At 57.0% G+C, this 22,138-nt stretch carries 23 protein-coding genes; 16 read left to right on the top strand and 7 right to left on the bottom strand.

Features of this window, described 5'->3' with window-relative positions; all coding sequences use genetic code 11:
- Nucleotides 1-27: 27 nt before the first annotated feature.
- From IGW03_RS28875 to IGW03_RS28820, 12 genes are all read left to right on the top strand, one after another.
- Nucleotides 28-546, top strand: coding sequence for a cupredoxin domain-containing protein (locus IGW03_RS28875; protein ID WP_194725961.1), 519 nt, complete (start codon nt 28-30; stop codon nt 544-546).
- A gap of 5 nt (nt 547-551) precedes the next feature.
- Nucleotides 552-995: a DUF411 domain-containing protein gene (locus IGW03_RS28870; protein ID WP_151638628.1), complete on the top strand. Its 444-nt coding sequence runs from the start codon at nt 552-554 to the stop codon at nt 993-995.
- Between the two features lie 22 nt (nt 996-1,017).
- Nucleotides 1,018-1,365, top strand: a complete 348-nt coding sequence (locus tag IGW03_RS28865) for a copper-binding protein (RefSeq protein WP_151638629.1) — start codon at nt 1,018-1,020, stop codon at nt 1,363-1,365.
- A gap of 228 nt (nt 1,366-1,593) precedes the next feature.
- Nucleotides 1,594-1,953 (top strand): DUF305 domain-containing protein, encoded by a 360-nt coding sequence (locus IGW03_RS28860; RefSeq protein WP_194725960.1) that lies wholly within the window; start codon nt 1,594-1,596, stop codon nt 1,951-1,953.
- 91 nt (nt 1,954-2,044) lie between these two features.
- The gene (locus IGW03_RS28855; RefSeq protein ID WP_151638631.1) at nt 2,045-2,791 is read left to right on the top strand and encodes a DUF305 domain-containing protein; all 747 of its coding nucleotides are present in this window, start codon (nt 2,045-2,047) and stop codon (nt 2,789-2,791) included.
- A 92-nt stretch (nt 2,792-2,883) separates the two neighbouring features.
- On the top strand, nt 2,884-3,090 hold the full coding sequence (locus IGW03_RS28850; RefSeq protein ID WP_151638632.1) for a heavy-metal-associated domain-containing protein: 207 nt from the start codon (nt 2,884-2,886) through the stop codon (nt 3,088-3,090).
- 53 nt (nt 3,091-3,143) lie between these two features.
- Nucleotides 3,144-3,482 (top strand): ISC system 2Fe-2S type ferredoxin, encoded by a 339-nt coding sequence (fdx, locus tag IGW03_RS28845; RefSeq protein WP_151638633.1) that lies wholly within the window; start codon nt 3,144-3,146, stop codon nt 3,480-3,482.
- A gap of 132 nt (nt 3,483-3,614) precedes the next feature.
- Nucleotides 3,615-3,935 carry a hypothetical protein gene (locus tag IGW03_RS28840; RefSeq protein WP_151638634.1) on the top strand — a complete coding sequence of 107 codons (321 nt, stop codon included), beginning with the start codon at nt 3,615-3,617 and terminating at the stop codon, nt 3,933-3,935.
- Between the two features lie 52 nt (nt 3,936-3,987).
- On the top strand, nt 3,988-4,281 hold the full coding sequence (locus IGW03_RS28835; RefSeq protein ID WP_151638635.1) for a DUF2933 domain-containing protein: 294 nt from the start codon (nt 3,988-3,990) through the stop codon (nt 4,279-4,281).
- A gap of 21 nt (nt 4,282-4,302) precedes the next feature.
- Nucleotides 4,303-6,675: a heavy metal translocating P-type ATPase gene (locus tag IGW03_RS28830; RefSeq protein ID WP_151638636.1), complete on the top strand. Its 2,373-nt coding sequence runs from the start codon at nt 4,303-4,305 to the stop codon at nt 6,673-6,675.
- A gap of 90 nt (nt 6,676-6,765) precedes the next feature.
- The gene (locus IGW03_RS28825) at nt 6,766-8,037 is read left to right on the top strand and encodes a hypothetical protein (protein WP_225984883.1); all 1,272 of its coding nucleotides are present in this window, start codon (nt 6,766-6,768) and stop codon (nt 8,035-8,037) included.
- Nucleotides 8,038-8,108: 71 nt separating this feature from the next.
- A complete protein-coding gene (locus tag IGW03_RS28820) occupies nt 8,109-8,624 on the top strand; it encodes a protein-disulfide reductase DsbD N-terminal domain-containing protein (protein WP_151638638.1) in 516 nt (171 codons plus the stop codon).
- Between the two features lie 104 nt (nt 8,625-8,728).
- Here IGW03_RS28820 and cueR read toward each other — a convergent pair whose 3' ends face one another.
- Together cueR and IGW03_RS28810 are read right to left on the bottom strand one after the other, a co-directional pair.
- A complete protein-coding gene (gene cueR, locus IGW03_RS28815; protein ID WP_151638653.1) occupies nt 8,729-9,145 on the bottom strand; it encodes a Cu(I)-responsive transcriptional regulator in 417 nt (138 codons plus the stop codon).
- Between the two features lie 78 nt (nt 9,146-9,223).
- Entirely contained in the window at nt 9,224-11,638 is a 2,415-nt protein-coding gene (locus IGW03_RS28810; protein WP_151638639.1) for a heavy metal translocating P-type ATPase, read from the bottom strand.
- Nucleotides 11,639-11,836: 198 nt separating this feature from the next.
- Between IGW03_RS28810 and IGW03_RS28805 the strand changes: the two genes are divergently transcribed.
- Nucleotides 11,837-12,757, top strand: a complete 921-nt coding sequence (locus tag IGW03_RS28805) for an alpha/beta fold hydrolase (protein WP_151638640.1) — start codon at nt 11,837-11,839, stop codon at nt 12,755-12,757.
- Between the two features lie 357 nt (nt 12,758-13,114).
- Here IGW03_RS28805 and IGW03_RS28800 read toward each other — a convergent pair whose 3' ends face one another.
- Together IGW03_RS28800 and IGW03_RS38375 are read right to left on the bottom strand one after the other, a co-directional pair.
- Entirely contained in the window at nt 13,115-13,444 is a 330-nt protein-coding gene (locus tag IGW03_RS28800; protein ID WP_194725959.1) for a DUF4148 domain-containing protein, read from the bottom strand.
- A gap of 547 nt (nt 13,445-13,991) precedes the next feature.
- Complete coding sequence (locus IGW03_RS38375; RefSeq protein ID WP_500048345.1) at nt 13,992-14,342, bottom strand: four-helix bundle copper-binding protein; 351 nt, start codon at nt 14,340-14,342, stop codon at nt 13,992-13,994.
- A gap of 999 nt (nt 14,343-15,341) precedes the next feature.
- Here IGW03_RS38375 and IGW03_RS28795 point away from each other — a divergent pair.
- Both IGW03_RS28795 and IGW03_RS28790 read left to right on the top strand, forming a co-directional pair.
- Nucleotides 15,342-16,013, top strand: coding sequence for a heavy metal response regulator transcription factor (locus IGW03_RS28795; RefSeq protein ID WP_151638642.1), 672 nt, complete (start codon nt 15,342-15,344; stop codon nt 16,011-16,013).
- Complete coding sequence (locus tag IGW03_RS28790; protein WP_225984884.1) at nt 16,010-17,416, top strand: heavy metal sensor histidine kinase; 1,407 nt, start codon at nt 16,010-16,012, stop codon at nt 17,414-17,416. Before IGW03_RS28795 ends, IGW03_RS28790 begins: the two co-directional genes overlap by 4 nt.
- Before the next feature lie 127 nt (nt 17,417-17,543).
- Here the strand turns inward: IGW03_RS28790 and IGW03_RS38370 are convergent, their stop codons facing one another.
- Together IGW03_RS38370 and IGW03_RS28780 are read right to left on the bottom strand one after the other, a co-directional pair.
- Nucleotides 17,544-18,293: a cupredoxin domain-containing protein gene (locus tag IGW03_RS38370; RefSeq protein WP_225984963.1), complete on the bottom strand. Its 750-nt coding sequence runs from the start codon at nt 18,291-18,293 to the stop codon at nt 17,544-17,546.
- Between the two features lie 286 nt (nt 18,294-18,579).
- Complete coding sequence (locus IGW03_RS28780) at nt 18,580-19,326, bottom strand: copper resistance protein B (RefSeq protein ID WP_225984964.1); 747 nt, start codon at nt 19,324-19,326, stop codon at nt 18,580-18,582.
- Between the two features lie 29 nt (nt 19,327-19,355).
- Here IGW03_RS28780 and IGW03_RS38365 point away from each other — a divergent pair, with 29 nt between their 5' ends.
- The gene (locus IGW03_RS38365; RefSeq protein ID WP_225984965.1) at nt 19,356-19,502 is read left to right on the top strand and encodes a hypothetical protein; all 147 of its coding nucleotides are present in this window, start codon (nt 19,356-19,358) and stop codon (nt 19,500-19,502) included.
- 216 nt (nt 19,503-19,718) lie between these two features.
- On the opposite strand, the gene IGW03_RS28775 is transcribed toward IGW03_RS38365, so the two are convergent.
- Nucleotides 19,719-21,764 carry a copper resistance system multicopper oxidase gene (locus IGW03_RS28775; protein ID WP_151639337.1) on the bottom strand — a complete coding sequence of 682 codons (2,046 nt, stop codon included), beginning with the start codon at nt 21,762-21,764 and terminating at the stop codon, nt 19,719-19,721.
- Nucleotides 21,765-22,138 lie beyond the last annotated feature (374 nt).

Genomic DNA, 22,138 nt, shown 5'->3' with positions numbered 1-22,138 from the left:
GCATTATCTAATCTAAGGGAAAACTATATGAACAAGCAACTCACAATCAAAGCCGTGTCGGCTGCGCTGTTGTCGATCGGTCTTGCGATGGGGGCCTCCGTGGCGTATGCCCATGGTGACGAAACCCATAAGAAGCCGACTGCGAATGCGCCCATCTCCACAGATGAGCATCCGTTCGGCAAGCAGGGCGACCCGAAAAAGGTCTCCCGAACCATCACCATCGACATGAGTGACACGATGCGCTTTACTCCAGGCGATATCACGGTCAAGGAAGGCGAGACGATCAAGTTTCTGGTCGCAAACAAGGGAAAGATCATGCACGAAATGGTGCTCGGCACCATGGATGAACTCAAAAAGCACGGGGAGTTGATGAAAAAGAACCCTGGCATGGAGCATGATGAGCCGTATATGTCGCATGTCGGCCCGAGCAAGAAAGAAGAAATGGTGTGGCAGTTCACGAAGGCAGGCGAATTCTTCTATGCCTGCCTGATTCCTGGCCATTTTGAAGCCGGCATGATCGGGAAAATCACAGTGAAGAAAGGATAAAGACGATGAGAAGGCACTTGCTCTTGAAAGCAGCGATGGTGAGCTTGCTCACTGCGCATCTTGGCGTGTCGGCCGCCACGCCCGTGGTGGAAGTCTACAAGAGTGAAAGCTGTGGCTGCTGCGCCGAATGGGTGAAACACTTGCAAGCCAACGGCTTTACCGTCAAGGCGCAGAACGTTGCGAACCCGTCCGACTACCGGGAAAAGTTAGGCATCCCTCAGGACCTGGGATCATGCCATACCGGACTAGTGAATGGCTATGCGCTGGAAGGGCACGTGCCGGCCTCTGACATCAAGCGACTGCTCGCAGAAAAGCCTAACGCCAAGGGCCTGGCTGTACCTGCCATGCCATTGGGCTCGCCGGGCATGGAAGGCCCGCGCAAGGACCCGTACGACGTCTTGCTGGTACAAGGCAATGGACGCTACACGGTCTACAAGCATTACAACTAGTGAACTCCGAAAGGAACGTACCATGAAGAAAATCGTGAACCTGGCTATTATCACCGCCCTCCTGTCCGCCGCGCCGTTCGGCGTCTATGCGGCATCCGATTCAGCTGCATCGGCATCTCCGTCGGCAACCTCCTCTGCTTCCGCCGATGCGATGTCGGAAGGCGAAATCAGGAAGGTCGACAAAGATGCGAAGAAGATCACCATCAAGCATGGTGAGCTGAAGAACCTCGATATGCCTGCGATGACCATGGTGTTCCAGGTAAAAGATCCAGCCATGCTCGACAAGGTCAAGCAAGGCGACAAGGTGAGCTTTGTAGCCGAGAAAGTAGGCGGTCAATTCACAGTGACACAAATCGAAGTCAAACAGTAAGTCCGCTTCCTTACAAAGGGATGCCTGTGCATCCCTTTGTAATGCGCTCGGATGGATCCCGGATCCAGGGGAGCGCTCGTCCTTTTACGCTCTAAGCTGGCGCATTTAATCTAAAAAATACGCATAGATACATTACAAACTGCGAACAAATTCTCTTATAGGTACTCCTACGGGATGTTATCGATTTTGCATTTCGATTGAATTAAACATCCCAGAAAAGGAGGAACTATGCGTATCACGTCCCTGGTCACTATTGCGGTGACCGCCCTCGCCTTCAGCGGCCCCGTCGCCTCGCAACAAAAAGACACCCAGCATTCGGGCATGCATGGCGGACAAGGATCCGGTGCCCAGATGGGGCACGCAGGTATGCAAAGCTCACCCGGCGCGGAAAAAGCGCCGTTTGACCTCCAATTTCTTGACACGATGTCGGCGCACCATCAAATGGCCATTGAGATGGCGCAACTCGCCGCCGGCAAGGCGCAGCACAAGGAAGTCAAGGATCTTGCCAAGAAGATCATCGATGAACAAAAAAAGGAAATTGCTCAACTGTCGAAATGGAAGAAGGAATGGAAGCTTGCCGGTAAGTAATGCATGAGGAAAGCAGCTATAAAGCTGCGTCGAACGCTCAAGGAGGATAAGTACCGCATCGTTCTGACACTCACTTCAAAGGAATCGCACCATGGCTTACCGATTCAAACAGGATGTAATTAGTGCCCAGACATTTTCTGGCGCACGCCGATGGATGAAAGGGGTCGCGCTAACAGTCTTGGGCAGCGCGGCGCTTGTCGTAACATCTGCGCAGGCAGAAGGACCTGGGCGAGGCCAGACCGCACAGTTCGAACGCGACTACCTTACTTTCATCATCGATCACCATTACTCTGCGCTGCGCATGACGGAACTCGCTGCTGGCACCGACCTCCAGCGTGACCCCGCAGTCAACAATCCTCAGGAAGGCACTTCCCCGACTCCCGGCACGAATGCAACTCCACCGAAGGCCGGCATGGAAGACATCAAGTCGATGGCGCGGATGGCCAACCGCATGCAGCGGGAAGAAATCGCGAAGGCCCAAAAATTTCTCAAAGACTGGTATGGTGCCACCCATACCCCGACCTTACGCACTGATGGGCAACAACTGATTCAGGTGCTTGAACAAACACCTGGAGGCGCACAATTTGAGCAAGCCTTCCTCCAGCTATTCAGCAATCACCACTATGCGGCCCTGCACCCCAGCCTCGATTGCCAAGTCAAGCGCGATATCGATCATCATAAGCTGAAAGAGTATTGCGAAGGCATTGTCCAGAGTCAGGTCAGGGATATCAATGACATGCGTGACATGTTGTGCAAGCAATTCTCGATCTGTGACTATCAGCCCGGTACCGGTGCGCGAGTACAAACCAGCGCAACTGCCTCTTCCACAAGGCAGTGATAACGATGCAGATACCTCGTTGAAATAGGTCTTGACCTTCCTATCGCTGGAAGGTCTATAGTGGGATCTCGTTCAACCATGGAGGTAACACTATGTACGAGCTTCAAGTGGAGGGCATGACGTGCGGTGGTTGCGCCAACAGCGTTACCCGGTCGGTGCGGGCAGTCGACAGCAATGCGAAGGTCGATGTGGATCTGAAAGCGAAAAAGGTCCGCATTGACACCAGTGTTCCACTGGAAAAAGTGTCTTCGGCAATCGCCGATGCTGGCTACCCAGTCGTCGCCAGCGCGACCCTGTAGACCGATGGTGGAGTGAGCTTCACTCCACCAACTTCAACTAAAGGAACCTAGGCATGGCCACGATCAAGGTACAGCCACATGCTGAATATGCACCGGGCGGCGCATCGATGGAAGTCGCATCCGGCACCTCGATTTGTGATGCTCTGCTCGACCATGGCGTTGAGATTGAGCACGCTTGCGGCAAGGTTGGCGCCTGCACGACCTGTCATGTCATTGTGAAGCAAGGATTCGATTCGCTCAATCCGATGGATGACAATGAAGAAGACATGCTAGATCAGGCATGGGGTCTTCAACCCCACTCCCGCCTGTCCTGCCAGGCCCGACTTGGCGCTCAGGATGTCGTCGTCGAGATTCCGAAGTATTCCATCAACCACGCTAAAGAGAATGCATAGCCGGGCGAGTTTCAGATTGCAGGTCGGCGGACTCATCCGGCCAAACTTGACCTAGGTCATTTAATTTTAAGGTGTCATTTTATACGATGGGTCAGGTAGCGCCACGTCAATCACTTGCCAAGGACTGTCGTCATGAATTCAAGATCTAATTTAATGCGCCGTCTCACCCCGATCATGTTGGCGGGGGTTCTCGCCGCTTGTGCCTCCCCGGACAAGGTTGGTACCGCGGGTACCGTAGACCACCTGGCACACCAGCGCGCCGGGACCAGCGGCCCGGGCCAAATGGGGATGATGGGACAGATGGACATGAAGTCGATGTGCGCCATGCATCACAACATGATGGCGAAGAAAACGCCCGAGGAGCGGGACGCCATGATGACTCAACACATGAAGTCCATGTCTCCGGAAATGCGAAGGCAGCACATGGCGATGATGGATGAGAAGTGCAGATAGCCCCACCCTGCGTTACACAAATCCCGATTCCTACGTGACCCAGGAGCCTACCATGAATACGCATCGCTACTCAGTACGTTTTTCCGTCGCCACCCGCGTCAAATGGATAGTCACCGCCATTCTGGTCGTGGCTGCCTATGTCGTATGGACCGAATACAAAGGTCAGGGCGCAGAGCTATTGCCCTATCTCTTCCTTCTGGCCTGTCCGTTGATGCATCTGTTTCATCATGGCCATGGGAGCCACGCGCACCACCATCAAAGGCGGGAGGCAGCGGACACGGAAGCGCTGCCGTCAGCCTCTGTCCCGCCAGTTCATACAAAACCTAACGAGTTCAACCGTCTATAACAACATGCCGCAGGAGGGTTCATGAATCGCCAATCCGACCGACCGCACCAAGATCATCATCACGGTCATCACCATGGACACGACGATGCCGTCACGGCCGTCGTTGCGGACAAGCCATTCACGGACCCGGTATGCGGAATGAAAGTCGGTGCGAATCCTGATAAGACCATCGAATACCAGGGGACCGCTTATCATTTCTGCAGCGCCAAGTGCATGGAGAAATTCAAAGCCCACCCCGACGCTTATCTGAATCCGGTCAAAGCCGAGCCCGCGCAGGCAATGCCGGAAGGTACCATCTATACCTGCCCGATGCACCCGGAAATCAGGCAGCCAGCGCCTGGCAATTGCCCGAAATGCGGCATGGCACTTGAGCCGATGATGCCGTCGCTGGATGAAGAAGACAATCCGGAACTGGTCGACTTTCGCCGCCGCTTTTGGTGGACATTACCGCTGACTGTTGTCGTCACCGTTCTGGCGATGTTCGGCCATCGGATTTTTGCGCAAGGCTTGCCCGGTCAAAGCTGGATTGAGCTGGCACTCAGTACGCCGGTCGTTCTTTATGCGGGCTGGCCATTTTTCGTGCGATGGTTGCAGTCGATTACGAACCGCAGCCCCAACATGTGGACGCTGATCGGCACGGGCACCGGAGCTGCCTATGCATACAGCGTCGTCGCAACGGTTGCCCCTGACCTGTTTCCCTCCACATTCCAGATGCACGGACGCGTCGGCGTCTATTACGAAGCGGCCGCGGTCATCATTTCGCTAACGCTGCTGGGGCAGATTCTTGAATTACGTGCACGCTCGCAGACCTCGGCGGCAATCAAATCACTCCTTGGGCTCGCACCGAAAACCGCCCGTCGGATACTCGATGATGGCACCGAGGAAGACGTCCCCCTGACGCATGTCCATATTGGCGACCGGTTGCGGGTACGCCCCGGGGAAAAAGTCCCGGTCGATGGCGAAGTGCTGGAGGGGGAAAGCGCCCTTGATGAATCGATGCTCACAGGAGAGCCTGTCCCGGTCACCAAGCGGCAAGGCGACAAGCTGATCGGCGCCACGATCAATACCAGCGGCAGCCTGGTCATGCGTGCCGACAAGGTCGGTTCGCAGACCATGCTTTCGCAGATCGTGCAAATGGTGGCCAATGCCCAGCGTTCCCGTGCGCCGATGCAGCGATTAGCCGATGTCGTGGCTGGTTATTTTGTGGTTGTCGTGGTCGGCATCGCCATCCTTACGTTGCTCGGCTGGGGTCTCTTTGGCCCGGAACCGAGCTGGGTCTATGGCTTTGTCAATGCCGTTGCGGTGCTGATCATCGCCTGTCCTTGTGCCCTCGGCCTGGCCACGCCGATGTCCATCATGGCATCCACCGGACGCGCTGCCACGCAGGGCATCCTGTTTCGTGATGCGGCCGCCATCGAGGAAATGCGCAAAATCGATACGCTCATTGTCGATAAAACCGGCACCCTGACCGAAGGCAAACCCGCTTTCGACCGGGTGGCTGCTGCACCGGGTTACACCGACACCGATGTGCTGCAGATTGCGGCCAGTATTGACCAGGGCAGCGAACATCCGTTAGCCCATGCGATCGTCGATGAAGCCCGTCGGCGCGGCCTTGCTCTGGACAAGCCTGAGACGTTCGAATCCTCGAGTGGGATCGGCGTGCGCGGCATCGTTGCCGGGCGGCGCATCGCCCTCGGCAATACGGCGTTGATGGACCAGGAAAACGTCAACTGGCAGATCCTTGGTAACCGTGCCGAAGAGTTACGCAATGAAGGCGCGAGCGTCATGTATCTTGCCGCCAACGGCGCGTTGGTCGGCTTGCTGGCGGTATCCGACCCGGTCAAGGCAACGACGCCGGAGGCACTGGAAGTGCTGAAGTCCGCCGGCTTGAAAGTAGTGATGGCCACCGGGGACGGCGTCACCACGGCCAAATCCGTGGCCCGGCGCCTCGGTATTGATGAGGTCTATGGTGAAGTCAAGCCCCAAGACAAGCTGACGCTGGTGGAACGGTTTCAAACCGACGGAAAGCGGGTTGCGATGGCCGGAGACGGCATCAATGACGCGCCGGCGCTTGCAAAGTCCAACGTCGGCATCGCGATGGGAACCGGCACCGACGTCGCCATCAACAGTGCCCATGTCACGCTGGTCAAAGGCGACTTGCGTGCGATTGCCCGGGCACGCAGCCTCTCCGTCGACACAGTACGAAACATGCGCCAAAATCTGGGGTTTGCATTCATTTACAATGCGATGGGCATTCCGCTGGCAGCGGGACTGCTCTATCCGTTCACGGGCCAGTTGCTTTCTCCGATGATTGCCGCGCTTGCGATGAGTTTGAGCTCAGTTTCCGTAATCACCAACGCGTTGCGGTTGCGTGGTACTGGGAGCCAGGCATGACTACCTTGGGGCTGGTCGCACGGCCGCCCGGCGCTATTCTGGAGAGACGGCCAATTGATAAGTCAACGGTTAAATAGCCATTGCTTCTGCGTGAGCCTCAATTCCGACACACTGAAACAAGCCTTAATCAGCGAACTGGGGTCACCGGATCTGACCGCTCTAGTCGAGGAACGCAGCCCTTACCTGTTCTCCGCACGCCCTGTGTTCATCTCGGAGGAGCAGGCGGCGCGGATGGCCGCCGTCATCCGCGCGGTGGAGGCCGTGGTTGCCCTGCCAGCGTATCGGGAACACGTGCTTGAGACTGCACCGGAGATAGCACGTCACGATCCCGGTGGCGCGAAAGGCGTCTTTTTCGGCTATGACTTCCACGTTGCGGGTGATAGCGTCGGCGTGATCGAAATTAACACGAACGCCGGCGGTGCAATGCTCAACGCGGTCATGGCGCGTGCCCACCACGCCTGTTGCCTCGATAACCAGACGATGGCATTAGCGACCGACCAGGCAGGCACGTTAGAAAAGCGCATCGTCAGCATGTTTCTTGACGAGTGGGCGATCGCTAAACGTGAACGGCCATTGCGCACGATTGCCATTGTTGACAAGGACCCTCGTCAGCAATACCTGTATCCCGAGTTTGTGCTGTTCCAGAAGATGTTCGCACGTAACGGCCTCCAGGCGGTGATTGCGGATCCGTCGGAGCTCAGCATCCATGATGGTAAGCTGACGCATGGCGCGCTGGAGATTGACCTTGTTTATAACCGGCTAACCGACTTCATGCTGGACGACCCGGCGAGTGCGGTCCTGCGTACCGCCTATCTGACGAACGCCGTGGTCCTTACCCCGCATCCGCAGGCGCATGCGCTCTATGCAGACAAACGCAACATGACCCTGTTCAGCAACGCCGACTGTCTCACGAAGCTGGGAGCCTCTCAGGAGGATCGGGATGTGCTGTTGCAGCACATCCTTCCGACCGAGGTGATCGACCCGGCACAAGCGGATCGCTTATGGGCGCACCGTCGCAATCTGTTTTTCAAGCCATCAGCCGGCTATGGCAGCCGGGCCGCATACCGTGGTGACAAACTGACCAAGCGCGTCTGGCAAGACATTCTGGCGGGCGGCTACGTCGCACAACACATCATGGCACCGGGGGACCGCGTGTCGGGATCGGCGGACGCGCCTGGATCCCTGAAATTTGACATCCGCTGCTATGCCTATCAAGGACAGATACAATGGATCGCTGCACGCCTGTATCAAGGGCAAACGACGAACTTCCGCACCGCGGGGGGCGGATTCGCACCAGTCTATCGTCTTCCTGATCAAGATGTTGCGCAGGCGACATCCGGCTGCACAAATAACTGCGGCTAGCCGAGATACGTTATGTTCGTTGGCCGAAAGCGCAATACCTTGGACCTCATCTATTGAATAATGACCTTGCCATGAAATTCTTGTTGCCTAAAACCCGGTGGCTTTACGCTGTCGTCCTCTCGACTGTTACGCTCATTCCCGCGTCGTACAGCCTTGCCCAGCAATCCTTGACGGCCGGTGTGCAAAAGCGTCTTGGCGACTTGTTCTCTGAATCCAAGGAAGAAGCGCTGCTGGAGCCAGACAAGGCATTTCAGCTGAAAGTCACCGCCTCGGGACCCACCACCTTGATCGCCGAGCTGATACCGGCTCCTGGTTACTATCTTTATCGCGAACGCATTCGCTTTGCACTCAAAAATACAAAGGGAATTGCGATTAAATCCGTCAAGCTCCCTGCCGGGAAGGTGAAGAACGACCCAACGTTCGGAAGGATGGAAACCTACGAGAAACCGACACAGGCCGAGATCACGCTCGAGCGCGCGCCGGCGGCAAGATCGCTGACGCTGGCAGCAGGGTATCAGGGTTGTAATGAGAAAACCGGAGTATGTTATCCGCCAATGGATAAGGAAATCAGCTTGAACTTGCCCTGACGGGTTACCAGGATCATGTGACCGAACGCTTGCAGGCGCGGGCTCCGCTCGCGCCTTTGCCATCGCCCCTGTCCGCCCCTACCTTCGATGCAAGGCTAACGGCCTTAATGATGTATTGCCAATGGAGCGCAATGGCTGGTCGCGAGATCTTCGATGATCGGGCAGTCCGGTCGCTGATCGCCGTTGCAATGCTCGACCAGATGCTGCAATTGGTTGCGAATCGATTGCAGCTTTTCGATATCCCTGTCGAGTTCAGCCATATGCTGGCGCGCGAGCGTCTTGACTTCGGCACTCTTGCGGGAACGGTCTTCCCATAGCGCGAGCAGGGATTTGATGCGTTCAATGGAAAAGCCGAGGTCGCGGGACCGCTTGATAAAACGCAGCATCTGGATATCTTGCTCTGTGTACTTCCGGTAGCCTGCATCGGTACGCGCGCTCGGGGGGACCAACTCGATGCTTTCATAATATCGGATGAGCTTGGCGCTGACACCCGAGGCTTTTGCGGCTTCACCAATATTCATCATCGACTTCCTCCGTTTCGATTTCCTGACGGTACAGGGCTAATTTCGCGTCCGATAGCATGTAACGTCGCTTTACCCTCAGTTCACAGCCGATCGTGGCTTCCAACGGCGAAGCAGCAATGCGTTGCTGACGACGCTCACTGAACTGAATGCCATTGCCGCCCCCGCGATCACCGGGTTCAGCACACCAAATGCTGCCAGCGGAATGCCGACCAGGTTATAGATGAATGCCCAGAACAGGTTTTGCTGAATCTTTCGGTAAGTCCGTTTTGACACGTCGATTGCGTCGGCAACCAGTGCCGGGTCGCCCCGCATCAGGGTAATGCCCGCGGTATGCATTGCCACATCGGTACCGGTCGACATCGCAATCCCGACGTCGGCAGCGGCCAGCGCCGGCGCATCATTGATGCCGTCACCGACCATGGCCACCTTTCGGCCATTGCTCTTGAGGTTAGTGATGACATCGGCTTTGTCGGCCGGGAGCACTTCCGCGCGAAACTCGCTGATCCCGACTGCCGCCGCCACCATCCTCGCGCTACCGGGGTTATCGCCAGTTAGCATCACTGCATGAATCCCCATGTCCTTGAGCCTGGCCACTGCATGTTTCGCGGACGGTTTCAATGTGTCTCCGAAGGCAAGCAGCCCCTCCACTTCCATCCCGGTATCGGACCGCACCGCAAGCCATGAGACCGTTCTGCCTGCCACCTCATGAGAGCGAGCGATTTCTTCCATCGCGGTCGTCGCCACACCCAGTTCCTGCATGAGCCGCCTATTGCCAAGGTAGACGCTCACGCCGCCAACCTCGGCCTGCACGCCGCGTCCCGGCAATGCCTTGGCACCGGTCGCAGCATGTAACGTAACGCCGCGGTCTGCCGCAGCCGCGGTAACGGCTTTGGCAAGCGGATGATCGCTGTATTGCTGCACAGCCCACGCATGCTCGAAAGCGTCCCGCTCGGACCCGTCACGGGCTTCAAGAGCGACCAGGGCTGGCTTTCCTTCGGTCAGCGTACCGGTCTTGTCGAAAGCGACTGCGGTGACCGCATGGGCGGTTTCGAGCGCCTCTGCATCCTTGATCAGGATGCCGTATTTGGCTGCAATACCAGTGCCCGCCATGATCGAAGTCGGTGTGGCCAGACCCAGCGCACACGGACAGGCAATCACTTGTACCGCAACGGCGTTAAGCAAGGCCTGCTGCCAATCACCGGTCAGTAGTCCCCAGCCAAAAAAAGTCACACCGGAAATCAGCAAAACCACCGGTACGAAGACCGCGCTGACTTTGTCGACCAGGCGCTGGATCGGTGCCTTGACCGCCTGCGCGTCCTCGACCATCTTGATGATCTGCGACAGCATGGTTGCGCCGCCCACCGCAGTCGCTTCTAAAATCAACAAGCCGTCAGCGTTCACGGCGCCGCCGGTGGCCTGGTCGCCGACTGACTTGGCTACCGGAAGGCTTTCCCCGGTGAGCAATGACTCGTCCAGGTGGCTGGCGCCTTCGACCACAATCCCGTCAACAGGGACACGATCGCCCGGCCGCACGATCACCCTGTCTCCAACCCGAACCTGTGCGGTCGGGATCTCAACGTCGAGCCCGTCGCGACGAACCATCGCCGTGGTTGCGCGCAACGATTCAAGTGCACGTAAGGCAAAGACCGTCTGTTGCTTGGCGCGGGCTTCCAGCCATTTTCCAAGCAGCACAAGCGTGATGACAACAGCGGAAGACTCGAAGTACAAGTGCTGCATGGCGCCATGGTCACCATGAGCGAACAACAGATACACCGATAGGCCATACGCTGCGCTGGTGCCAATAGCGACAAGCAGATCCATGTTGCCCGAACGTGAAAGCAGCGCCTTCCATCCGGCCTTGTAGAACCGGGCGCCGAGCCAGAACTGTACCGGGGTGGCAAGAAGAAGCTGTATCCAGCCGGGCAGCATCCAGTCCCTGCCGAAGGGAAGCATGAACATCGGCGCGATGAGGGGGAGACTCAGGGCCGACGACAAGGCAACCGGCCACCAGCCCGGAAGTGCGTGCGCCGGGGAAGGATCTCGCCTGTCGGAGGTAGGAGTCGCGGCTTCATACCCGGCCTTCTGAACGGCGGCGAGGAGCGCTTCGATGGCCACGCCGGTCGTCTTGATCTGTGCCTTTTCCGTGGCGAGATTGACCGATACACTGGTGACTCCAGGCACTTTTGTGATCGCCTTTTCAACACGAGCCACGCACGATGCGCAGGTCATGCCGGAAATTGCGAGTGTTACTTCCTCTTCGGGGACCGCGTAACCCACTTTTTTCACTGCAGCGGAGAGCGCATCGATCCCAACTGCGGCCTCAGACCGTACGGTAACTTTCTCGGTTGCAAGATTTACCGAGGCCGTTTCCACACCCGGGACTGTTTTCAACGCTTTCTCAACCCGTGCGACGCAGGATGCACAAGTCATTCCTTCGATTCTGAAAGTGACATCCGTCATCCCGGCCTTATTGCTTACGACTGTATCCATCTAATTCTCCTGAGGCGTTATCGTAACAATAGACCTTCCAGCGATGGCAAGGTCAAGGATTGTTTCGCATTCGCGACCGATGACACGCGACTGTGCGAACGCTCCCGTTTCGCTAATAAAAGCCGACTTCGCAACGCTTCAGAACCTGCAACTTTGTTGCCATGCTGGACACTAACCGAGATTTTGGGAAAACATCGAATGATTGGCACGATTTCAGGTACGCCTCAGCCGGACATGAGGGAGGAATGGGCGACAGTCAACGGCGTGAAGGTCCATTACGTCACCGCGGGCGCCGGGCCGGCCATGATTCTTCTTCACGGGCAAGGGGAAAACTGGGCAACGTGGCAGCACGTCATTCCCGAGCTGGCGCGTACGCATCGCGTCTATGCTATCGATCTACCAGGTGCGGCACAAAGCGGCAAGCTCGCTTCTGCGGTTACCCCACCTTCGTACTATTCTGACTTCCTTGCCGCATTTCTGGACGAGCTTGAACTATCGCGCGTGGCATTGGTGGGAAGCTCGCATGGAGGTCTGATTGCATTACGATTTGTGCTAGCTGCACAGGAGCGCGTTACGGCCCTTTGTCTCGCCGACAGCGCGGCGCTCGGGCGGGAAACACACCCGCTGCTGGTCATGCTTGCCCTTCCCTTTGTCGGGGAAACCATCAGCCTATGGTGCACAACGCCGTGGGGGGCAAGCCAATGGACATGGATGCTCGCATCGATTGCCTTTTCCCGGCCGCACCGCATTCCACTGTCCTGGTATTCGAACGCCTTCCGTCTGGCTCGCCAGCAAGGACATATCATGGGGGGCGTGGTGGCTCCGGTACGGGGGCAGCTTGGGCTGACCGGGCAAAGAGAGGTCCTTCTGGATCTGCTAGTGCAATTGGAGATTCCGACCCTGGTCGTCTGGGGCGAGGACGATCAAGTTGTCCCTAGCCGCCATGGCACTGCCGCCGCGCGCCACCTACGGCGAGGCAGGATGGTGCTGATTCCGGAATGCGGGCATTTGCCTCAGGTCGAACGGCCAGCGGAATTTGTGGCAGCCCTTAGCACATTCCTGCAGGATGATGTGATCAATGCCGTAGCCGAGCCGTCCTCTTCCACAAGCACCCGATAAATAGGCGTCAGTAACGGGAACGGGGGTATGTTGCCGTCAAGTCCGGTCTTGCGCGGCATAAGCCCTCCTTGCATGGCAGCGCTCCCGAGGTTGCGACCGTTAGCCTTGGCGCGCACATGGCTGGGGGTGGGGGATCAAGCTGTCCCCAGTCAAGATCAAACCATCGCGGTAGCACGCGTTGACAAATTCGTCAGCTGAACAGTCATCTCATTGATCAAGCCCTTTGCAGGGCATTGGCTTGATCAATGAGAGAGCGAGCCCAGAAATCGCTTACCCGCGTAAGTGCAAGTGGCTCCAGTACTTCTGAAGAAGAGAGCCTCTCTGCGCTCTTTCTGACAGCAGGTACGCCGGTCGTCCTTAATTGCCACCGCGGTAAAGCTCGTCAAGAGCGCCAATCCGATTGGCATTAGCCTGAATCGCTTCGGCCCTGACCTCCGCGCGGCTTCTCGAGGAGACGAACTTAGGCTGATAAGGATAGAATGGTTCATCACCGACACCAATGAGACCCTGCGCCTGCGCCTGCCTGAGTTCTTCCTGGACCTGTGCTCGCGATTTGGTTGAACGGATATGCTCCTGCCAGTTAGTGCCCTGATCGCCGATCCATTTATCGTCGGCCAGAGCTGTCGAGCCGATTCCAGCAGACAGCAAACCTACAATAACAGCAACGGACAGCGAGATCGATTTCATTTTGCACTCCTATGGATAATGGGGGAAAACTTCCGGATCGCTTTCTTACTGCATCGATCCATGAGTGCAAGTTTAGGAGCCGGGTGGCAACGCGAGTCTGACATGCCCATTACAACTGCGTAATGCTTTGCGCTACCCTCTCCTGAAGTATCGTTGGGCAGCCGCTGACCTGAGCGGTACAACAACCGGTGATGAGGGTGGAAACGAGGGATGGCGACTACGTCATACCGCGGGTGTCGCGCTGCCACGCCTGGAAACACGGCATGTGCCTGACGCGAAACCGTCCAGGCGCGAAGATGGCGCTACCTTTTCTTCTTCCGTATCGCCAATGACGTTGACGCGGGAGCCGCTTTGGATTTTCGACCCGAAGGCTTCGGCCGCTTGTGCTGTTGGCGCAGATAATAATAGAAGCCTAAAACAGTCAATAAGATGAGGGCACCCACAATGCCTAGGGTTGGTAACATTGATGAAGGCAATGGCCCACCGGTGTAAAACATGTCTTCTCTCTGAAAATTGAGCGGAGCACTGATAGCCCCGCCCGGGAACATTAATGCATCGCTGTCCGCATCGATGCCATCGCACTGCAAGACTGAGCGCAACGGCGGCAAGCTTCCACACACTCTTGCATCATCGTGGCGCTCTGTCCGGAATGCGATCCGGCCATCCGCTCGCAAATATCGCCACATGTTGTGCAGATCTGGGCGCACAGAGCGCACGTGTCAAAGTGCATTGGTGAATTTCTGCTCATCAAACGCGCATCAAGCAAGCAAATATCGGCGCAATCCAAGCATGCAGCGATACACTCTGCCATACCGGGCATGTCCATTCGAATGCATTCGGCGGCACACATTTCACAGGCGCGCGCGCAATCCAGACAGTTCTGGATACATTCCATCATGTGCTGCTGCATTTGCGGGTTCGCCTGCGTTTGAGACTGGGTAGTCATAGTCATGGTTTTGCTCCAAAAGAGTTAATGTTGGTACGCTTGGTTCTCCCTGATGCAAAGGACAAGGTCAATCTGCCATGTCTCTGGTTAATGTATATAGACTCGCTGGGTCGGCCATGTTCCCCGATGGCTTCTTATTTACCGAACAAGTCCAATCAGCTTGTTCCTGCGGTCGAACCACCTCGATTCTGCGCCCTGTCGGCCCACTCACACCGGCGGGACAGGATGCAGGAGGGCAGCATGTCAAGCAACGAGTCAGCAAGGAAGCCTGTCGCAACTGGATGCATTCCGTTGATCAGAGTACGAGATGGAACCTTCACGGTCAGGAAGAACGTGGAGGTCGCTCCAGGCGAGCTGGAATGTAACTGGTGAAAAGTGTTATAGGATGAGCGCCGAAAGCGGCTTCATGTCCAATGGCTGGACGCCACGAGTTCCGGGTTGGAAGAACTGAAGCGCTGATGCAGCACATAGCGCATGCACTGCTGCGCACATCCTGACTGGGGGACGTGTCGCGCGATTGTCCAGGTTGCAGGGCGACCTTGTCGGCACCGATGCCGACATCATGGCCAGCAAGCGTCACGGTGACCTTTTTATTAGCCGAATACGCCGCACGTTGGTTCTTTGCAATAGATGCCGCCGCGTGGTGCCAAGGACCGCAAGACACACTGTTCGCAGAGGCTACTGCTTGCACAGGTAGCACAAGGATTAGCATCCATATCCATAGCATCTTGGCGAATCGGCCCATCATTTTAGTCTAGCATATAAAAAAGTCACGGCAACGCCCCTCCTTCCCATATCGAGGAGGTCGATATCAGCCGCGGTCATGACGGCGAAGTGCTTGCTGTGTGCATGCATTCTCTTTGGCGCCTGAACATTACAGCTTTGTAATGTGGAAATTGAGGTTTATCGGTGAAAATATGCATCAACTGATAGCGAAGAATAGGGAGAACCATGCGGGTCCTAGTAGTGGAAGACGAAACCAAAGCCGGGGAATACCTCCGTAAAGGACTCTCCGAGTCCGGCTTTGTCGTCGATCTGGCACAGAATGGGTTGGATGGCCTGAATATGGCGCAGACCAACACCTACGATGTCATCGTGCTTGACGTCATGCTTCCGGGGCTTGATGGCTGGAAGGTCATCCAGGAGCTGCGTAAAACAAAGGAAACGCCAGTGCTGTTCCTGACTGCAAAGGACCAGCTTGAGGACCGCGTCAAGGGACTGGAACTCGGCGCAGACGATTACCTCATCAAGCCGTTCGCGTTTGCCGAACTTCTTGCCCGCATCCGCACCCTGCTCAGGCGCGGTCCCATCCGCGAGGCAGAACTTCTCAAGATTGCGGACATGGAAATTGACGTACTCAAGCGGCGAGTGACCCGCGCCGGCGAAAGGATCGACCTCACTGCCAAGGAATTTGCATTACTGCATCTGCTGGCGAAGCGCAAAGGAGAAGTTCTCTCCCGTTCATTGATCGCTTCGCAAGTCTGGGATATGAATTTCGATAGCGATACCAACGTCGTCGATGTGGCGATACGACGGTTACGTGTGAAGGTGGACGATCCGTATTCCAGCAAACTGGTCCATACGGTGCGCGGCATGGGTTATGTGCTGGAGGAACGTGGGTGATTCGCTTTTTGCCGCATTCGCTTACTACGCGTTTGGCATTGCTGTTTGCCGCCGCAGCCTTGCTCACGCTCAGCGTCGTCGGCGCCTATTTGTATCGCTCGCTGGCCGTTCAGTTGCAGTCCAGGGATGAACATGAACTGATTGGAAAGATCGAGCAGTATCGGCATATCCTCATTGAGACGCCCTCGGTGCGCGCGATTATCGAACACCAGCATCGCTTCGTCGACGTCGCCACCGGCCACGACGGCTTGATCGTGTTTCTACGCGCTGCAGATGGACAGATACTGATGCGCAACCGGAACGATGCCGTTTCACTGCCTGACATTGAAGTTGTGCCCGCTGATCGCGTCCCCGCGGAAAGCGCATTACAGGTATGGAGGTACGCGCCCGGGAAAGTGGCGACGACGATATCAGCGTGGGGCAGGCTTGCCGATCCAACGACGCAGGTGCAGATCATCGTTGCGCGCACCGCGTCAGAGCGCATGGAATTGCTGGGCGAGTACCTGATGGACATTCTCGGAGCCGTTCTGGCCGGCGCGGCGTGCGCAGCCATGCTTGGCTTCATCGTAGTGCGGCGTTCGTTGCGACCAGTTAAAGCGGTTGCGCAACAAGCGCATTCCATTACGGCGCGCCGCCTGGACAAGCGCCTTGATGCGAGTGCCGTCCCCTCTGAGCTGCAGGCTCTCGTGAAATCCTTTAATGCGGTACTCGATCGTTTGCAGGAAAGTTTTCAACGGCTATCCCAGTTTTCCGCCGATCTTGCCCATGACCTGCGTACTCCGTTATACAACCTGACCATGCAGACGCAGGTGGCGCTTTCCAAACCAAGGGCCGAGGAGGAATACGTTGCCTTGCTCGGTTCCGGGCTGGAGGAGTATGAGCGACTGACCCGCATGGTGGAAAGCATGCTTTTTCTTGCCAGGGCCGACAATGCGCAGGTGGCGCTCAGCCGTAGCGCCCTCGATGGCAAGGAGGAGCTGCAGCGTATCGCCGAGTATTTCGAAGGTATTGCTGAAGATGTTGGCGTCCGTCTTGACGTCGAAGGCAGTGCCACCGTCAACGCCGATCCCGCGTTGTTCCGCCGGGCGGTCAACAACCTTGTCTCCAACGCGATACGCTATACCCCTTCCGGCGGCACGGTGTCGTTGCACGTGGAACAGAAGCCAACGAGTACCCTCATTAGCGTCAGTAACCCCGGCCAAGGCATCGATGCCGAACACCTGCCACGCCTGTTCGACCGGTTCTACCGGGTGGACGAGGCGCGCAGCCAATCCACATCTTCCACCGGGCTCGGCTTGGCCATCGTCGCTTCCATCATGAAACTCCATGGTGGTCAGGCGATGGTGTCGAGCACCCCTAATGAAATGACAACGTTCACGCTTTTGTTTCCCGTGAAGCACTGACCCGACGCCATGACCTGGCTCTCCAGGAAGGGAAGATGCCGCTCAAGGAACCATCGCCCCCTCGCTGTCGGTAAATACTGGCAAGGAGCCCGTGGTAACGCCGTGCTGCAGATGCGGCCGAAGTAACCTATCGGCTGCCGGCCCCGCTGACGGTGACCTTGCTCACCATGCCCGCCGGGTAGTGTCCTGGGATATGGCAGCCGATTTCGACATTGGCGCTCCGGCCGAATTGCCAGATGAGGCTCTTGGTTTCCCCTGGCGCCAGCGTGATGGCATTCGGGTCATCGTGTTTCATGCCCGGCATCTTTTGCATCATTTGCTCATGTTCCTTTTGCTCTTCCGCCGTGCCAACGACAAACTCATGTGGCACCTTTCCCTTGTTCGTCACGACAAATTGGATCGTCTCGCCAGACTTCACAGCGAAGGTTGACGGATCAAACCGCATGGTATCAAGCGCGGTGACGTTGACGGTGCGGGTGACTTGCCCTGCGGTGCCAGGCCGTCCCGCTGCGGATTCGCCGTGCCCCCCGCTGCCGTGTCCCATGGAATGGTTGCTGGCCGATGTCTGGCTGCCGCCCTGGGCCGTCCCGGCGCCTTGCATATGCTGGGAGTGATCCATTCCCTTCATGTTGGCCATCGATGAATGGTCCATCCCCGCCATGGAGCCAGTGCCGTGGCTCATACCTTGCATATTCGTATTTGCAGTGCCGGCGGAAGACGTGGCAGAAGGCCTTGGTGCCGACGTCGCTGCCCCACGTACGGCAGCAGACGTCGAGGACGAACCTTGAGCGGTTGACTGCGGTGCATTGCCCGCACAACCGACAAGCAGCAAGACGACGGCCGTCGCGGTACACGTTTTCAAATAAGGTATCTGCATAGTGTTCTCCATCTGGATTTATAACGCTCGGGATTGTTGGACCTGCAATGCCCCTGTACCAACCAACTCGCTTTGTCGAAGGCATCTATCGCCACGGCGTGGATCGCATCGACGCTTTCGTTATCGGGCTTACCAACGTGAATTGGACTACCAACCTTGCATCTGCCGGTTTGAACGCAGGTCGAGTTTCAGCAAGACCGCGACAACACCTGAACACAGGCCGTTCCTGGCCAGCGCAACAGAGGTTGCGCAAGCCGTTAATAATCATTAAGTCTTGAGGTTAGGGTCAGAACCAGATACGCACTCCTGCGACCACTTGGCGCTCAATGGGTGATTCACCTTCCTCGCGCGCGAAATCCGCTGTTCGACCGAGCTTGCGCCCCCACGTCACGCCAATATAGGGAGCCACTTCTCTACGGAGTTCGTACCGAAGACGCAATCCGAATTGGATATCCGACAGGCCGCTCCCGATGCCACGTGCACGATCAGACTTGTTATAGGCATTGACTTCGACTTCCGGGGTAAGAAATGCCGTTTGACTGAGCCGGAAGCTGTAGTCGGTCTTGAAGCGTGCGCCAACCCTGCCGGCGGACCCCAGGTAAAGCGCACCTTCAACATCGAACCAGTAGGGCGCGGTACCCTGGATCGCCAGGGCCAGCCATTGACGGCTCGGCCCCTCCCCAAAGTCATGTCGGACTCCGACTTGCGCGTCCCAGAACGCGGCAATGGGCTTGGAATAAAGCGCTTCGATCGAGCCTTCCGATCTACCTTCAATACGCTCGCCTTCTGTTTTGAGCCAAAGCCTGCCGTAGTCACGTCCCACCCATCCTTCGGCATCCCAGGCGATACCATCACTATTGCGCCTTTTGACATACTCCAGCTGATCCAACAGCACCATATAAAAGATATCGTTGTCGGCCATGACCATTTCCGAGCCCGGAATCTGGTAAGAACCATCCGGATTGCGCTTGTATTGCGATGCGGAGGGGACGGTCGACGAGCGAAGCATCTGCTGTTGGCTCGGCGTTGCCATGTTGTGGTTGCCGTGCATGGGCATCGGGGTTGTTCCGGACGAAGGATCACCAGGGATGCTACGACCAGCGCCTGCCGGCGCCGGCATGCCAGACGCCGGGCTGGAGAGGGCTGGATGTGACTCATGCGATGGCGCTGGAGCGCGGGATGGCGGCTGTTGCGCAGGAGCGGGCGTGACAGCCGGTGCGTTTGACTGGGTATTCCCGGAGCCATGATCCATACCGGGCATGGCACCATGATTCATGCCCGGCATAGATCCGTGGTCCATTCCGGGCATTGTCGATTGCGCAAAGACGGCGGGGCCAGCGAGGAGCAAGCCGATCGCTACGCCAAGAGTAGGCAACGCAGGCAACCGCCGGCGATGAGTTTCACGACAGGTTGGCAGGTAAATACTCATGCGACGATCACCTTGCGGAACATACCCGCTTCCATATGATATAAAAGATGGCAATGAAACGCCCACTGTCCAATGGCGTCAGCGGTGACCTGAAAGGTCAATTGCTTGCCTGGCTGGACATTGACCGTATGCTTGCGAACCTGGAACTGCCCATTCTCGTTCTCGACCTCGCTCCACATGCCGTGCAAATGAATGGGATGGTTCATCATCGAGTCATTGATCAGCGTGACCCGAAGCCGCTCACCATATTTGAAATAGACTGGCTCGGCTTCATGGAATTTTTTGCCATCAAATCCCCAGATAAAGCGCTGCATGTTTCCAGTCAACCGCAGCGTAATTTCGCGCGAAGGGGGACGTTGGTCAATAGGGCCACCGATGGTACGCAGGTCTGCATAAGTAAGGACCCGACGCCCGTTGTCGCGCAATCGGGGCCCGGGATCACTCAGTGACTTCGAAGGCGCCATTGAGCGGGAATCGACGCCAGGTTCAGTGCCTAGCATCGTCATGTCCTGCATAGAAGACATGTCATGGCCCGACATGCCTGCCATTCCCTCCATGGTGTGACCCGCCATGTTGCCACCGCCTTGCGCGGAGGCCGGCGTGCTCTGGGAGTTCATGGCAGACATGTCATGTCCGGCCATGCCGGACGGCGCGGCCTGCGCTGCGCCTGGAGTTGCCCCTCCCATCGTATGGCCTGGCATGTCATGCATCGCGTGACCGGCCCCGGGCGACGGCGACGTTGCTGTCGTACCCGCTGCGCCGCCATGTTGACCGCCGGGCGGGTGCGACTGCCCCATCGCTGCAGAAGGTTGGGGACTTCCCTGCACGTTCATCGCGCCCATGTCATGGCCCGGCATGTTTCCCATCCCCATGTCGACCATGGATAACCAGGTTTTCGGATCCATTTCCGGGACGGCCGCTGACATTCCCAACCTGGGAGCGAGTGTTCCCCTGGTATAGCCGCTCCGGTCAATGGATTGCGCAAAGATCGTGTAGGCACGGTCATCCGGCATCTGCACCACCACATCATAGGTTTCTGCGACTGAAATCCGAAATTCATCGACCGTCACCGGCTCAACGTTTTGACCGTCCGCGGAAACCACGGTCATTTTCAAGCCTGGAATACGCACATCAAATATGGAGGTTGCCGCGCCGTTAATAAAGCGCAAGCGGACCCGTTCGCCAGGCCGTGCAATCGCTGTCCAGTTGCCGGCAGGCGAGGTACCGTTGGTCAGGTAAGTGAAAGTGGCGCCGGAGACATCACCGAGATCGGTGGGGTTCATCCGCATCTGGTCCCACATGCGCCGTTTCTCAAACGCCTTGGACAAACCCATCTGTCGTACATCCTGAAAGAAATCTCCCACCGTCGGCATCTGATAGTTAAAGAAGTCCGAGGACTGCTTCAGTCGCCGAAAAATCCACTCGGGTTCATCGTCAGTCCAATCGCTTAGCATGACGACATAATCTCGGTCTGCCTGAATCGGATCCGGGCCGGCGGGATCGATTACGATCGGCCCGTAAACCCCTGTCTGTTCCTGGAAACGACTATGGCTGTGATACCAGTAGGTGCCGCTCTGTTGCACCTTGAACTGGTAAGTAAAGGTCTCGCCGGGACCAATGCCCGGAAAGCTGAAGCTGGGAACCCCATCCATTTCAAACGGAAGGATTAGCCCATGCCAGTGGATGGAGGAGTCCTCGGCGAGGCGGTTGGTCACCCGTAAGGTAACTGTTGTCCCTTCACGCATGCGCAGCAAGGGTCCCGGAACGCCTCCGTTGACCGTCGTTGCGTGGCGTTCTTTCCCAGTGAAGTTCACCGGCGTACTTCCGATAGCGAGATCAAACTCGGTCCCCTGCATTGTCTTTATCTTGCCAGTATCGGAAGCGGCCCATGCAAGACGCCCGAATGGCCCGGCGACTGCCAATGCCCCACCTGCGGCCAGGCCAGTGACGAACCGCCGTCGCGACCGGCTCGCAGGGTTAAGCGCGCCCTCTTTTTTATACCTATCCACACAACCCCCGTCTTCTATCGTGTCATTTGCCATTCAGTATCGATTACTACACCCACTCCTTCGTCATCCAGCGCACAGATGGCGTTCCATGCAGCGCAAGAACTTCGCTCATGGCACCTGTCCACTCACAGCAAGTGCTATTCCACAAAGCACATTGCCACGGCGCCATCGCATTCCACTTACGCGCGAACACAGCGACGCATAACGCTTGAGGGCACTTATGCGATGCCATGTCCTCCGTCCAGGCTGCGTTTTGCGCAAATGTCCTTCGGCGAAGCGCGGGGATGATGAAGTACCTCTGTATCGACTGAGGCGATGCTTGAAAAGTTTATATCGCCCTTCTGACTTAACGCATACCGGCACGACATGTAATCCTCTTGTCATCTGTTTGTAATGTCCATCGCTCA

The organism is Noviherbaspirillum malthae (genome assembly GCF_015352985.1).
GTDB classification, from domain to species: domain Bacteria; phylum Pseudomonadota; class Gammaproteobacteria; order Burkholderiales; family Burkholderiaceae_D; genus Noviherbaspirillum; species Noviherbaspirillum malthae.
This window is presented reverse-complemented; position numbering and strand designations above follow the sequence as displayed.

Bases quoted from the DNA above. Each gene is read 5' to 3' on its own strand.
- IGW03_RS28875 (WP_194725961.1), top strand. From the start codon at position 28: ATGAACAAGCAACTCACAATCAAAGCCGTGTCGGCTGCGCTGTTGTCG.
- IGW03_RS28870 (WP_151638628.1), top strand. From the start codon at position 552: ATGAGAAGGCACTTGCTCTTGAAAGCAGCGATGGTGAGCTTGCTCACT.
- IGW03_RS28865 (WP_151638629.1), top strand. From the start codon at position 1,018: ATGAAGAAAATCGTGAACCTGGCTATTATCACCGCCCTCCTGTCCGCC.
- IGW03_RS28860 (WP_194725960.1), top strand. From the start codon at position 1,594: ATGCGTATCACGTCCCTGGTCACTATTGCGGTGACCGCCCTCGCCTTC.
- IGW03_RS28855 (WP_151638631.1), top strand. From the start codon at position 2,045: ATGGCTTACCGATTCAAACAGGATGTAATTAGTGCCCAGACATTTTCT.
- IGW03_RS28850 (WP_151638632.1), top strand. From the start codon at position 2,884: ATGTACGAGCTTCAAGTGGAGGGCATGACGTGCGGTGGTTGCGCCAAC.
- fdx (WP_151638633.1), top strand. From the start codon at position 3,144: ATGGCCACGATCAAGGTACAGCCACATGCTGAATATGCACCGGGCGGC.
- IGW03_RS28840 (WP_151638634.1), top strand. From the start codon at position 3,615: ATGAATTCAAGATCTAATTTAATGCGCCGTCTCACCCCGATCATGTTG.
- IGW03_RS28835 (WP_151638635.1), top strand. From the start codon at position 3,988: ATGAATACGCATCGCTACTCAGTACGTTTTTCCGTCGCCACCCGCGTC.
- IGW03_RS28830 (WP_151638636.1), top strand. From the start codon at position 4,303: ATGAATCGCCAATCCGACCGACCGCACCAAGATCATCATCACGGTCAT.
- IGW03_RS28820 (WP_151638638.1), top strand. From the start codon at position 8,109: ATGAAATTCTTGTTGCCTAAAACCCGGTGGCTTTACGCTGTCGTCCTC.
- cueR (WP_151638653.1), bottom strand. From the start codon at position 9,145: ATGAATATTGGTGAAGCCGCAAAAGCCTCGGGTGTCAGCGCCAAGCTC.
- IGW03_RS28810 (WP_151638639.1), bottom strand. From the start codon at position 11,638: ATGGATACAGTCGTAAGCAATAAGGCCGGGATGACGGATGTCACTTTC.
- IGW03_RS28805 (WP_151638640.1), top strand. From the start codon at position 11,837: ATGATTGGCACGATTTCAGGTACGCCTCAGCCGGACATGAGGGAGGAA.
- IGW03_RS28800 (WP_194725959.1), bottom strand. From the start codon at position 13,444: ATGAAATCGATCTCGCTGTCCGTTGCTGTTATTGTAGGTTTGCTGTCT.
- IGW03_RS38375 (WP_500048345.1), bottom strand. From the start codon at position 14,342: ATGATGGAATGTATCCAGAACTGTCTGGATTGCGCGCGCGCCTGTGAA.
- IGW03_RS28795 (WP_151638642.1), top strand. From the start codon at position 15,342: ATGCGGGTCCTAGTAGTGGAAGACGAAACCAAAGCCGGGGAATACCTC.
- IGW03_RS38370 (WP_225984963.1), bottom strand. From the start codon at position 18,293: ATGCAGATACCTTATTTGAAAACGTGTACCGCGACGGCCGTCGTCTTG.
- IGW03_RS28780 (WP_225984964.1), bottom strand. From the start codon at position 19,326: ATGGCAACGCCGAGCCAACAGCAGATGCTTCGCTCGTCGACCGTCCCC.
- IGW03_RS28775 (WP_151639337.1), bottom strand. From the start codon at position 21,764: ATGGCAAATGACACGATAGAAGACGGGGGTTGTGTGGATAGGTATAAA.